The 12,407-nt window shown below is 72.7% G+C and carries 10 protein-coding genes; 1 reads left to right on the top strand and 9 read right to left on the bottom strand.

The annotated features are described in order from the left end of the window. Positions 1-7 precede the first annotated feature (7 nt). The 8 genes from Q1V88_RS03710 to Q1V88_RS03675 form a co-directional block, all read right to left on the bottom strand. The gene (locus Q1V88_RS03710; protein ID WP_300678044.1) at positions 8-1,069 is read right to left on the bottom strand and encodes an alpha/beta fold hydrolase; all 1,062 of its coding nucleotides are present in this window, start codon (positions 1,067-1,069) and stop codon (positions 8-10) included. Between the two features lie 8 nt (positions 1,070-1,077). Further along, positions 1,078-1,887: a hypothetical protein gene (locus tag Q1V88_RS03705; protein WP_300678042.1), complete on the bottom strand. Its 810-nt coding sequence runs from the start codon at positions 1,885-1,887 to the stop codon at positions 1,078-1,080. A gap of 78 nt (positions 1,888-1,965) precedes the next feature. Continuing rightward, positions 1,966-3,405 (bottom strand): aldehyde dehydrogenase family protein, encoded by a 1,440-nt coding sequence (locus Q1V88_RS03700; RefSeq protein WP_300678039.1) that lies wholly within the window; start codon positions 3,403-3,405, stop codon positions 1,966-1,968. Beyond that, entirely contained in the window at positions 3,402-4,613 is a 1,212-nt protein-coding gene (locus Q1V88_RS03695; protein WP_300678037.1) for an NAD(P)/FAD-dependent oxidoreductase, read from the bottom strand. The genes Q1V88_RS03700 and Q1V88_RS03695 overlap by 4 nt, the downstream gene beginning before the upstream one ends. Beyond that, a complete protein-coding gene (locus Q1V88_RS03690) occupies positions 4,610-5,557 on the bottom strand; it encodes an isocitrate lyase/PEP mutase family protein (protein WP_300678035.1) in 948 nt (315 codons plus the stop codon). Before Q1V88_RS03690 ends, Q1V88_RS03695 begins: the two co-directional genes overlap by 4 nt. A gap of 4 nt (positions 5,558-5,561) precedes the next feature. Then, the gene (locus tag Q1V88_RS03685) at positions 5,562-7,085 is read right to left on the bottom strand and encodes an aldehyde dehydrogenase family protein (protein WP_300678032.1); all 1,524 of its coding nucleotides are present in this window, start codon (positions 7,083-7,085) and stop codon (positions 5,562-5,564) included. Next, on the bottom strand, positions 7,082-8,386 hold the full coding sequence (locus Q1V88_RS03680; RefSeq protein WP_300678030.1) for an acyl-CoA dehydrogenase family protein: 1,305 nt from the start codon (positions 8,384-8,386) through the stop codon (positions 7,082-7,084). Before Q1V88_RS03680 ends, Q1V88_RS03685 begins: the two co-directional genes overlap by 4 nt. Continuing rightward, positions 8,383-9,702 (bottom strand): flavin reductase, encoded by a 1,320-nt coding sequence (locus Q1V88_RS03675; RefSeq protein WP_300678028.1) that lies wholly within the window; start codon positions 9,700-9,702, stop codon positions 8,383-8,385. The genes Q1V88_RS03680 and Q1V88_RS03675 overlap by 4 nt, the downstream gene beginning before the upstream one ends. A 176-nt stretch (positions 9,703-9,878) precedes the next feature. Between Q1V88_RS03675 and Q1V88_RS03670 the strand changes: the two genes are divergently transcribed. Then, complete coding sequence (locus Q1V88_RS03670) at positions 9,879-10,592, top strand: GntR family transcriptional regulator (RefSeq protein ID WP_300678025.1); 714 nt, start codon at positions 9,879-9,881, stop codon at positions 10,590-10,592. Positions 10,593-10,675: 83 nt separating this feature from the next. Here the strand turns inward: Q1V88_RS03670 and Q1V88_RS03665 are convergent, their stop codons facing one another. Beyond that, entirely contained in the window at positions 10,676-12,349 is a 1,674-nt protein-coding gene (locus Q1V88_RS03665) for a nitrilase-related carbon-nitrogen hydrolase (protein WP_300678023.1), read from the bottom strand. Positions 12,350-12,407: the final 58 nt, after the last annotated feature.

Here is a 12,407-nt window from a genome sequence, read left to right as displayed (position 1 = left end):
GGTCCTCCTAGCGCCGACGGATGTCGGCGATGGTGGGGCGGGGCTGGACGAGGATCTGCTCAAGCTCGTCGGCTGCGGCGGCGGCCGTCTCCCCGAGACCGAGATGAGCAGTGAAGAAGGTGGTGAGCAGCGCGCACAGGTCGGCACGCAGCTCGTCCTGGTCGGCGCTCAGCGGCGGCTCCAGGAAGCCGCGGGCCGAGGTCGGGTCCTCCGGGGAGGCGACGGCCAGGTGGCCGGCGCCCTCGAGCCGGACCAGCCAGGCCTCGGTCTCGGCCGGGATCGCCTCGACCCAGGTCCGCTCGACCGGGTCGTGGGCCGGGGCGTGCGCGGTGTCGCCGTACCGGATGGCGCTGGCGGCGATGACACCGTCGGCGGTGCCGGCCACGAGCATCACCGGGGCGCTGATCGGTGCGGGCAGCAGGGTCCCGGCAGCGAAGCCGAGCTGCTGGGAGGCCATCGTGTGCGAGCCGTACGTCGCCACGGCCCGCACCTGCTCGAACCACGCCGGACGGGCCGACTGCAGGGCCACGGTGCCCCCGGCGGAGTGTCCGAACAGGCCGACCCGATCGAGGTCCAGCAGCCCCGCCAGCGGACCGCCGCAGGCGGGGTCGTCGAGCTCGGCCAGGGCGGCCAGCAGCGGAGCGAGCGCCGGGGTGGTCGGTGCGGTGCCGTAGGTGCGCGGCCCGACCACGGCCAGGTCGACGCCCGGGGTCAGTCCGACCTGGCCGGGGAAGAGCTCCCCGACCCAGTCGAAGGTGACGGCGACGATCCCGGCCGAGGCCAGCGCGACCGCGAGGTCGAGGTAGCCCGCCGAGGCGACGTTGATCCCGGGCAGCACCACGACCACCGGGTAGGGCGCTCCAGCCCGGTCGGGCTGGAGCATCCCGCTCATCCGCTCGACGTCGGTGCTGGCGGGCAGGGCCCGGTGGCGCGCGACGGCGTGCAGGGTGTCGTAGGGCGCTGCTGCTCCGGGCACCCGGACCGCGAACCGGTGGGACCGGATCAGGGCGGGCTCAGCACCGGTGCGGTCGGCACCCGGTGCGGCGGTGGGATCGGCCTGGACAGTCACGGCGACGCTCAGGACTCGTGCGGGCGCGGCAGCTCACGGTCGCCGCCCCACAGCGCCCGGACCAGGCGCTCGGTCATCTCCCGGCCGAAGAACCGCTCCCCCATGTTGTTGGCGGGGTCGCGCTCGGCGATGTTGCGCCGGGTGGCGAGGTCGGACTCGGCCAGGGCGGCACGCTCGTCGAGCGGCACGGACTCGGCCTCGTCGACCCAGGCCAGCCAGCGGTCCAGGGCACGCTCGGCGAGCTCGGTGGCGAGCTCGGTCATCCGGTCCTCGCTGGGCGCCATGAAGCAGTGCGCGTTGGGCGAGAGGCTGGCGCGGACGAACGCGCTGCGGCTGATGAACGGCTTGATCCAGTCGTGCTCGGCCGCGACCTGCTCCCACTCGCCGTTGAAGGGCTCGTAGTAGCGGTCGAAGGAGTCGGTGTCGGTGAGCAGGTTGCTGCGCGGGACCGAGTCCAGGAAGACCCAGCCCTGCGGGAAGGCGCCGAGCGCCATGCCGAAGTGCGGCACCCTGACCTGCGGGCCGAGCCAGATGGTGAGGTGCACGTTGACGAACCCCGCCTCGGGGTTGGCCATGTGCGAGTGGATCATCCAGTCGACCTCGGGGCCGGAGTAGGCCCTGACGCTGCCCGAGGGGCCGTTCTCGGAGGTGAACGCCTCCAGGTCGTCGGTGGAGGGGTCGCGCTTCAGCTCGAAACGATCATGAACCCGCGCTGCCAGCCGATCGACCAGTGCCGTCCAGTCGGCGAAGAGCCGGCTGACGTCGGTGGGCCCAGCCTCGTCGAAGTACTCCTGGACGGACTTGAGGTTCTGACTCATGCGGTTCCTCCTGGGACGCTCTTGTCCGAGAAATATATCCTATCTTTTCCCTCGATGGGAGGGTTTCTCCGGCCGATCTCAGGCCTGACCGGGGTACGCCGACGCGCCCAGCCCCGCTCCCCCGGCCCGGAACGCGGCGGGGGCGTGGACGACACAGTCCTGGACGTACTCGAGCAGTCCGTGATCGCCGTACTCACGACCCCAGCCCGACCGCTTCACCCCACCGAACGGGGCGTGCAGCGCCATCCCGGTGCGGTTGTGCGTGTTGACGAAGGTGAACCCGGCATCGAGGCGGGAGGCGATCTCGAAGGCCCGCCCCTCATCGGCCGACCAGACCGAGGCCCCCAGTCCCAGCTCACCGCTGTTGGCACGCGCGACGACCTCGTCGACGGTGGCGTAGCCCAGCACCGGCAGCACCGGACCGAACTGCTCGGCAGCGACCAGCGGATGGGTGTCGTCCAGGCCGGTGACCAGGCGCGGCTGGACGTAGTAGCCGGCGTCGAGCACGGTGTCGGGATCGACGGTGCCCAGATCGATCACGGTGCCACCGGCCTCGGCGGCTGCGGCGATCAACGACTCCAGACGCAGCGCCGAGGCGGCCGAGACCACCGGACCCATCGTCACCCCGGGGTGCAGCGGGTCACCCAGGCGCAGCACCCGTTGCGCGGCGGCCACCAGCCCGGCGACCACCTCGTCGATCCGGTCGGTGGGGACGTAGAGCCGCTTGATCGCCATGCAGACCTGGCCGCTGGTGGCGAAGGTCGCCATCACCAGGCGCTCGTAGGCGGCCTCGTCCAGGTCGGCGTCGGCCAGCACGATCGCCGGGTCGTTGCCGCCGAGCTCCAGCACGCTCGGGGTGAGCGAGCGTCCGGCCAGGCTCGCGATCGCCCGCCCCGCACTCTCGCCACCGGTGAAGGCGACCCGGTGCACGCCCGGGTGGCCGACCAGCGCGACCGCCGTCTCGGCGTCACCCTGGACGACGTGCACCACGTCGTCGGGCAGCGCCGCGGCGATGATCTCCAGCATCCGCGCCACCCCGAACGGGGCCAGCGGGGACGGCTTGACCACGATCGCGTTGCCCGCGGCCAGCGCCGGGGCGACCTTGAGCAGCGCCAGGATCAGCGGAGCGTTCCACGGCGTCACCGCCCCGACCACGCCGAAGGGGCGCTGCCGGATCAGGAGGCGGCCACGCTCGTCGTCGCTGAGCCGGTCGGCCAGCAGCTCGGTGCTGCGACCGGCGTACCAGCGCAGGACGGTGGTGGCGAAGCCCGCCTCACCGCGAGCATCGCTCAGCACCTTGCCGGTCTCACGCGCCACCACCTCGGCGATCGCGTCGAGCTCGGGGTCCAGGGCGTCGGCGGCAGCGCGCAGCAGCGCAGCCCGCTCCCCCACCGACCGGGCGGCCCAGCGCTCCTGCGCCTTGCCCGCCAGCACGACGGCGGCGTCGACCTCGGCCGGGCTCGCCTCGACGACCTCGCCGACCGGCTCGGCGCAGCGGGCCGGGTTCTTCCGGATCATCGCACCGGCCGCAGCGAGTCGATCATCGACGTGCGCCGCAGGTAGGTCCGGCTGGCCACCGGGTCGGCGGCCAGGGTGCGCAGCTCGGCGTGGTGCGCCTCGCGGGCAGCGGTGTCGGTCTCGCGCAGCTGCTTCCAGTTGTCGTGCGTGATCGCCTTGACGTAGGACAGCGCCACGTCGCGCCGCGCGGCCAGCACCTCGTCGAGGCGGGCGTCGGTGGCGGCCTCGTCGGCGCTCGCCGTCGCGGCGATCCGCTCGGCCAGGGCACCGGCGACCAGGAACGCGTCGTGGATGCCGGAGTTCATCCCCATCCCGCCGAGCGGGTTGTTCACGTGTGCGGCGTCGCCGACCAGCATCACCCGGTCACGCCGCAGGGTGTCGGCCACCCGCTGGTGGACGCGGTAGAGCGAGGAGTGCAGCAGCGACCAGTCCCGGCCGAGGTCGGCCACACCGCGCAGCCGGCGCTGGACCCGCTCCTCGGCGACCTCGACCTCGTCGGCGGTGTCGGCGTCGGTCGGGAACAGGATCCGCCAGTGCTCGGGCGTGCGGAGCAGGACCAGCCACTCCTCGGGGTCGAAGACGTAGTTGACCGCCGCGACCCCGGGCAGCGCCTCGGTCAGGTCCTCGGTGGTGGAGACCACCAGGAACCGCTCGGGGTAGGTGATCCCCTCGAACTCGGCACCGATCTGCTTGCGCACGATCGAGCTGGCACCGTCGGCGCCGATCACCCAGTCGGCGGTGAAGGTCTCCCCCGCCTCGGTCGTGACCGCGACGGGGCCGGTGCCGTCGCCCTGGTCGACGCCGTTGACCCGGGCGTCGAAGACGATCCGGGTGCCGGGGTAGAGCTCGAACGCGTCGGCCAGGATCGGGGTGAGCTTGGACTGCTCGCACTGCACCCGGAACGGGTAGGGAGTGTCGGCGGCCAGCGCGCTCAGGTCGAGCTCGGCGATCGGGCCGGTGACCCGGTCGCGGTACTGGAACGTGGTCGAGGTGATGCCGCGCTCCAGCAGGGTGTCGAGCACGCCCAGCTCGGCGAGCATCTCCAGGCTCGGCGGGTGGAAGGTCGAGGCGCGGGACTCGGCGGCGAGCTCGGAGCCGGCCTCCAGGACAGTGACGGCGACCCCGGCACGTGCCAGGACCAGCGCGGCGGTCATGCCGACCGGGCCGGCCCCCACGACGACGACCGAGGTGTGGTGTGCGGTGTTCATGCGTGCTCCTCCTGTCCCGTGCCCCGGGGCGGGGCGACGGCGTAGCTCTGTTCGTCGTGCAGCAGGGCCGGCAGGCCCAGCAGGTCGGTCAGCTCGGTCCACCCCATCCGGGGGACGGCGTCGGCGTGCTCGTCGGCGGTGATCGCCGCCACCACCCGACGTACGGCGTCGGCGGCGGCCAGCAGGGCCGAGACCGGATGGATCACCAGCCGTACGCCGGTCGCGGCCAGGTCGGCGTCACTGGGACCGTTCCGCAGCGGACCGGCGGCCTCGGAGCGGTTGAACACCTGGGGCAGCCGACGGTGATCTCGCGACAGGGCGTCGTTGACCGCCGCGAGATCACCGAGTCCGGCGCCCTCCACGAAGACGGCGTCGGCACCGGCCTCGGCGAAGGCACGACACCGCTCGATCACCGCCTCGCGTCCCAGCACCGACAGCGCGTCGGTGCGGGCCACGATCACGAGCCCGGCGCTGGTCGCCGCGGCGGCGTCGACGGCGGCCCGGATCCGTGCCGCCGCCTCGTCGGCGGCGACCACCTCCTTGCCGCCGAGGTGACCGCAGCGCTTGGGCGCCACCTGGTCCTCCAGGTGCAGTCCGGCCACCCCGGCGTCGGCGTAGCGACGTACGGTGTGAGCCGCCTGCAGGGCGTTGCCGTAGCCGGTGTCGGCATCGGCCAGGATCGGGACCTCGTCGGCACCGGCGCCGAGCGTGCTGCGCAGCACCCGGGCGCGGTCGGCGATGTCGGTGCCGTGCACGAACCCGAGGTCGGGCAGACCGAGGTCGACCGCCGAGACGGCCGCTCCCGAGAGTGAGACGGCGCGCGCTCCACTGCGTGCGGCGATCGCCGCCGAGACGGCGTCGTAGACACCCGGGAGCCGGATCAGATCGGGGCCGGCCAGCAGTGACCGCAGCCGTGCGGCCGCCGTGCCGTGATCGCCGGTCACGGCGCTAGCGCCGATGCAGGGCGAAGCCACCCTCCAGGCCGACGACGCGAGCACCGGTGAAGATCCTGATCGTCTCCACGGTGCCCTCCTCGCCCATCCCGGACAGTCCCCACGCCGGGCGCGGGGTCATCAGGTGGAGGCTCATGATGGTCGACCCGTTGACCTTCACCTCGCCGGCGCGGACCTCCCGGGCCACGGCCAGCGCAGCGTCGGTGTCGGCGCCGACGACGTACCCCTCCAGGCCGAACGGGGTGGCGTTGGCCAGCTCGATCGCCTCGTCGACGTCGGTGTAGGTGTGCATCGTCGCGACCGGTCCGAAGACCTCCTCGACGGCGGCCTCGCTCGGCACCCCGGCGATGATCGTCGGGGCCAGGAACGTGCCCGGCCCGTCGGGCAGGGCGGTGGCGCTGTGCGCGGTCCCACCGGCGGCGACCCGCGCCTCGATCGCGGCGCCCAGGTGCGCCAGGTGCCCGGCGTGGACGATCGGTCCCAGATCGGTGGCCGGGTCGAGGGGGTCGCCGACGGTGAGCTCGCCGAGGCGGCGGGTGATGCCGTCCAGGATCGGCTCGGCCAGCACCTCGGGCACGACCAGGCGTCCCAGCGCCCGGCACCACTGCCCGTTGAGGGTGGTGAGCAGGTCGACGGCGTGCTGGGCGGCGGCCTCGGGGTCGGCGTCGGGCATCACCACGAGCGGGTTGTTGCCACCGAGCTCGAGCTGGAGGGCGGTGAAATTCGCCGCGCAGGCGGCGGCGACGGCACGACCGCCGCCCAGGCCGCCGGTGAAGGAGACCGCACGGATCCGCGGGTCGGTGACCATCATGCCGCCGACACCGGGACCGCCGTGGACGAGCTGGAAGGTGCCGGGCTCGACGCCCTCGGCACGCAGCACCGCGTCGATCTCCTGGGCGAGGGCGGTGGTGCCCCACGGGGCGTACTCGCTGGGCTTGAGGATGGTCGGCGCACCGGCGGCCAGCGAGCTGGCGACCTTGTGCGCGGCCATCGGGGCCGGAGCGTTCCACGGCACCAGCGCGAGCGCCGGGCCGAGCGGGAGGCGGTGCACCTCGACGGTGTTGCCGCTCTCGGCGGTGGTGGTCTCGCTCAGCACGCCGTTGCGCAGCATCTGGGCGGCGAGGTGGAACGCGCCGGGCACGATCACGCCGACGATGCTGGTCTGGGCGATCGGCACACCGGTGGCCATCGACTCCAGCGCCGCCAGCCGCGGCACCGCAGCACCGAGCGCGGCACCGACGGCATCGAGGATCTCGGCACGCCGCTCGACCGGCGTGGTGCGCCACGAGCCCGAGCGGTGCACCCGCGCCGCCGCGGCCAGGGCCGCCTCGACGGCTTCGGGCGAGGAGGCCACGGCGTGGCCGAGGCCGACGCCGAGGTACGGGTCGGCGAGCTCGACGTCGAGCCGGTCGGCGGGTGCCGACCAGACCCCGTCGATCAGCTCGGTGAGCTCGGGGAGCCGGAGACCGGCACGCAGATCGTCCTGCTCCGGTGCGGCGGTCGGGATGGTCTCGGTCACTGCTGGGCACCCTTCGCATCGGACATCGCGTCGCGGGTGGTCAGACCCGCCCAGCCCTGCTGGTCGACGATCATCTTGGCAAGGTCCAGTCTGCCGCGCTCGGCGGGGAAGGCCTGGACCAGTCCCATCGCCGTGTCACGCACCGCGCGGCCGATGTGGTTGCCCATCAGGGCACCGGAGGTGCCGCACATCTTGAGAGCGTCCACGGCGACGGCGAAGGAGTGCTCGCAGATCGCGCCCTTGGCCAGCTTCCAGCTCTTCACCACGTCCTCCTTGGGCAGCAGCGGCGGCTCGCTGGCCTCGAGGTCGATCTGGCGACGCAGCCACAGGTGGGCCTCACCGAGGTGGCCCTCGGCGTCGCCGATCAGCACCTGGTGCATCGGCGAGGACGCGATCGGCTTGCCGGTGTCGGCGAAGGTCGCGGCCATCACGCGCCCCATCGCGTGCTCCCACACGCCGCGGGCGATGCCGGCGTAGATCGCGGCGATCGCGATCTGGTTGCCGACCCAGGAGCCACGCGACATCTGGGTGGCGCGGGTGAAGCCACCGGGCAGGGTGAGCGCCTCGTCGTCGGGGATGAAGCAGTTCTCCAGCACCAGACCGTGGTTGTCCGAGGCACGCATGCCCAGGCCCAGCCACTCGGTGCGGGGACGGGAGCCCTCGGCGTCCCGCGGCACGAAGAAGAGCGAGAGCGCGTCGATGCCGGAGACGTCCTCGCGGCGGGCGGTGACCAGGTAGTAGTCGGCGGTGCCCGACAGGCAGCCGAACGACTTCTCGCCGTTGAGCAGCCAGCCGCCGTCGGTCTTGGTCGCCGTGGTCGAGATCAGCACGTTGGCGTTGGAGGCCTTGACCGCCTCGGAGGCGAAGTTGGCGAGCATCTTCTGCTCGCTGCCCATCCGGCGCAGCACCTTCTCGGAGAAGGCGCGGACCTCGGCCTCCTCCTCGGAGGTGTAAAGGCCTGCCTCGAGCGCCGCCAGGGGCAGCATGCCCCGCGAGGACGCCGAGCAGTGGAAGAAGTAGGCCAGCGCCGTCGAGCCGCAGACGGTCCCCAGCGCGTACGTCGTCGCCGCGAGGTCCCGCAGCCCGCCGCCGAGTCCTCCGAACTCGGTCGGGACGACCAGGCCGAGCAGGCCCGCGTCGGCGAGCAGCTTGACGTGGCCCGCCGGGAAGGCGGCGGTGATGTCGGCCTCTTCGGCGGCGGCGGCGATCTGCGGAAGGATCGACTCGACCCGCTCGGCCCGAGCGCGCTCGGCCTCCGTGAGGTCAGGAAGCAGATACTCGGCGGTCAGCTTCGTGCTCATCCAACGGCTCCTACGATGTCGGTGGCGTCAGGCGACGCCGGTGCTGAGAACGGGGCCCCGCCGGTGGCGGGGGTGTCGGCGGCGCCGACGGGGTGACGCACTGTGCGGGCGAGCTCGATCAGGGCGGCGGTGTCGACCGGGGTCGCCACCTCCACCTCGGCCAGCAGCCGGATCAGGTCCTCGGTGGCGACGGCCTCGTCGAGGCCGGCCAGGGTGGTGTCGAAGTGACGCACCCCGCTCTTGAGGGCGGTGATCGCCTTGACCAGTCCGAGCCGGTCGCGGTCGTGCAGACGCATCCGCACGGGCACCGGTCGGGCCAGGGCGACGACCTCCTGGAGCAGACCGCGCACCTCCAGCGGGGTGGCCCGCCCGGCGGTGTCGGCCAGGCCGATCTCGGCCACGCCGGCTGCCACCAGGGCGCCGACGCAGGCCACCACGGCGTCGAGCCGGTCGGGGCCGAACGGTGCGTCGAGATTGACCACGACCCGGTCGGCGATGCCGGCCACGCCCTCGATCAGGGCCGCGACGGCGGCCTCGTCGGTGGGGTCGAGAGCGAGCTCGGCCAGACCGACCCCGGCGTCGAGGACGACGCGGGCCTGGGTGGGGTCGGCCACCAGCGCCGAGGAGTTCTCCGCGGTCTGCCAGGGCTGTCCCACGGGGCTCGCGGTGTCGCCGACGACCAGGGTCGGCGTACCGCCGGTGAGGTCGGCGACACGGACGCGGGTGCCCGCCTCGGCGGCCTGCGCGGCGACGTCGAGCGCCCGATCCCCGCGATTGGTCTGGACCAGCGCGGCCACCAGGCCGGAGTCGGACAGGGTCGCGATGTCGGGCAGGACATCGGCGAACTGGCCCCAGCCGCGGGAGTGGAAGAGCAGCGGCGCGGAGCGTCCGGCGGCCCTGCCCGCGACGACCTCGCCGACGAAGATGGTGTGGTCGCCGCCCGGGTAGGCGTGCACCACCCGGCAGTCGAACCAGCCCAGGGCGGAGTCCAGCAGCGGCACCCCCGTCTCGGCCAGGGTCCACGACTCCCCGGCGAACCGGTCGGTGACGCCGGTGTCCATCCCGGCGAACCTGCGCCCGACGTCAGCCTGTCCCTTGGCCAGGATGTTGACCCCGAAGACGCCGCTGGCCTCGATCAGCTCGTGGCTGTAGAGCGTCCTGGTCAGGCAGATCGAGACCAGGGGCGGGTCGAGACTGACGCTCGAGAACGAGCTGGCGGTCATGCCGTGCGGCGCTCCTGCGCGGTCGAGCGTGGTCACCACGGTCACCCCGCTCGGCCATTGGGCCATCACGTCACGGAACGTGCTCGCATCCATCGGCGGCCTCCCTTCGAGTACAGAATATACGATATCTGTTTTGCGGACGCCAGTGGAATCCCATCGGATGCGCGAGATTCTGGGCACGGAATATAGGATTCGGGGCAGAAGCAGCGTCGCCACCTCCGGCGAGGCCGCCGACACAGCCCTATCCGGGACAAGGGGATGACAGGACGATGAGCCGGAGAACCACGAACGCCAAGGGCGTCCGCCCGATCGCGCACCACTCGCTGGTGGACCGCGTCACCGACGAGCTCCACCGCGCGATCCTCAACGGCGACCTGCCGCCGGGCTCGACCGTCTCCATCGTCGATCTGTGCGAGCGCTTCGACATCAGTCACATCCCGGTCCGCGAGGCCCTGCGCCGCCTAGAGAGCGAGGGCGTCATCGAGCTCCGCCCGGGCCGCTCCGCACTGGTCGCCACGGTGACCTCGGAGGAGCTCGCGAACATCTACCACCTGCGCAAGCTGATCGAGGGCGACCTGTGCGAGCGCGCCGGTCGCGCGATGACCGAGGAGCGCCTCGCCCACGCCGAGGAGGCGCTGGCCGAGTACGTCGGCATCGAGCGCGAGCCCGCCGCCCTGGCCGCCAAGCACCACGCCTTCCACGAGGCGATGCTGCTCGACGTGATCGGCCCGGCCGACTCCAACGTGCTGCGCGTGCTCTGGAAGGCCTCGGACCGCTACCTGCACCTGCTGATGGACAACCTCGACCACGCCCCCGAGACCCAGCAGGGCCGGATCGACGAGCACCGCGTGCTGCTCGACCTGGCCCGCGCCGGCAAGGTCGCCGAGCTCCGCGCCGCCTGGGTGGCGCACCTGGAGAGCACGGAGTCCGCACTGCTCGAGGCGCTCGCGGTCCGCGAGGCCCCGGCGGTCGCCACCTCCTGAGACTGGCTCGAGAATCGCGACGGCCCCCACTCCGACCAGGTCGGGGTGGGGGCCGTTGGCGTCGCGGGACTCGGCGCCGGGCCTCAGGCGGTCAGCACCCCGGCCAGGTGCCAGGGCCGACCGTCGACGACGTCGGTGCCGCGACTGACCATCCGGTTGGTCGCACAGGCCGGGCGCAGGGTCGCCGCAGTGACCGCGCCGGTCGCCGGCACCGGGTCGGGTCGTGAGATGACGCCGGCGAACGGGCCGTCCCACTCGGTGCCCCACAGCGTGAAGTTCGACGACAGCGGGATCAGGGCGCCGCCGCCATACTCGGCGTGCGGGCGTGAGGCGACCGCCAGGTTGAGACGGTTCTCGGCCGCCCGCTCCAGCAGGAGCAGGTCGACGTCGTGAGCCTCAGCCACCGAGAACGGCACCGCGACCACGTCGGCGTCGGCCAGCGCCGCCAGCCTGAACGTCTCCGGGAAGAGCGCGTCGTCGCCCACCACGACCGCGAGCCTGCCCCACGGCGTCTCCAGCACCTCGATGCCGAGACCGGCCGCCGGTGCGAGGGCCCCGTGGCGCGCACTGACGTGCAGCTGGGACTGGATCAGCTCGACGCCGTCGGCCGAGACCACGACGCCGACGTGCTGGCCCGCAGCCGCGTCGTCGGTGGTGATCGTCGAGGTGACGACGTACGTCGAGGTGCCGGCCAGCAGCTCACCGAGCGCCTCCACTCCCAGACGCTCGTCGGCCGGGGCGCTCGGGTCACCGCCCGGGTGGGCGGCCAGCTCCGGCAGCACGACCAGTCCGGCACCGTCGGCGATCGCAGCGCGCAGGTCGGCGACCAGGGCATCGACGCTCTCGGCCCCCAGCACGACGGCTTCGAGGGCCGCAGCACCCGCAGGTGCCTGTCGACCGACCGGCTCCTCGGTGATCGGGCTGTAGGCGTCAGGGCGGCGCGCTGCCATCACGTCGGTGCCGTCGGGGCGGGCCTTGTCGTCAGCGAGGGTGACGTCGATGTCGGCGATCACCACCGCCTCACCGGTGCGCGGACCGATCGCGACGACGGTCCCGTCAGGGGCGACGATCTGGCTCTCCCCCGCCCCGTGCAGCCGGTCGATCGGGACGCCGACCTTCTCGGCGACGGCAGCGATGGAGTGCTCGGGCACGAGCGGGCCGACCTTGTTGGCCGCGACCACCCAGACCTTGTTCTCCGCAGCCCGGACCGGGACGTGCAGCGAGGCCTCGTCCAGGGCGAAGGAGTTGAGGCTGTTGAGCAGCAGCTGGGCGCCGCCGACCGCGAGCATCCGCGGGGTCTCGTAGATGACGCCGTCCATGCAGGAGTAGAGCCCGACCCGGCCGATCGCGGTCTCGATCACGCCTGCGGTGTCGACGGCGGGGTCGATGTGGTCGCGCTCGGAGCCCATCAGGACCTGCTTGTCGTTGACCGCCAGCACGGAGCCGTCGGGACCGAAGAGCACGTTCGTGCCGCCGACCCGGCCGTCCTCGCGCAGCAGCGTGCAGTTGGCCATCAGGTGGATGCGGTGCTGGGCGGCGCGGGCCGCGAGGGTGGCGACGAACTCCCCGTCGAGGGTCTGGGCCTCACGTCGGGCGTGCTCGCGATCGGCGTACCAGGAGACATGGTTGCCGAACTCGGGCAGGACGACGACCTCGGCGCCCTGGGCGACGGCGGCGTCGATCATCCGCACCGCGGTGGCCAGGTTGGCGGCGACGTCCTCACCGACGGCGTACTGGACTGCAGCTACGCGAAGCACTCGGAACCTCATTTCGTATATCTTGTACGATTCCGTCAGCCTAGTACGAAACCGGCCC

This window comes from Nocardioides sp. (genome assembly GCF_030150155.1).
Classification (GTDB): Bacteria; Actinomycetota; Actinomycetes; order Propionibacteriales; family Nocardioidaceae; genus Nocardioides.
The sequence above is the reverse complement of the archived record's forward strand: the minus strand, read 5'-3'. Positions and strand labels throughout refer to the sequence as shown.

Bases quoted from the DNA above. Each gene is read 5' to 3' on its own strand.
- Q1V88_RS03670 (WP_300678025.1), top strand. From the start codon at position 9,879: ATGAGCCGGAGAACCACGAACGCCAAGGGCGTCCGCCCGATCGCGCAC.
- Q1V88_RS03700 (WP_300678039.1), bottom strand. From the start codon at position 3,405: ATGATCCGGAAGAACCCGGCCCGCTGCGCCGAGCCGGTCGGCGAGGTC.
- Q1V88_RS03680 (WP_300678030.1), bottom strand. From the start codon at position 8,386: ATGAGCACGAAGCTGACCGCCGAGTATCTGCTTCCTGACCTCACGGAG.
- Q1V88_RS03695 (WP_300678037.1), bottom strand. From the start codon at position 4,613: ATGAACACCGCACACCACACCTCGGTCGTCGTCGTGGGGGCCGGCCCG.
- Q1V88_RS03675 (WP_300678028.1), bottom strand. From the start codon at position 9,702: ATGGATGCGAGCACGTTCCGTGACGTGATGGCCCAATGGCCGAGCGGG.
- Q1V88_RS03705 (WP_300678042.1), bottom strand. From the start codon at position 1,887: ATGAGTCAGAACCTCAAGTCCGTCCAGGAGTACTTCGACGAGGCTGGG.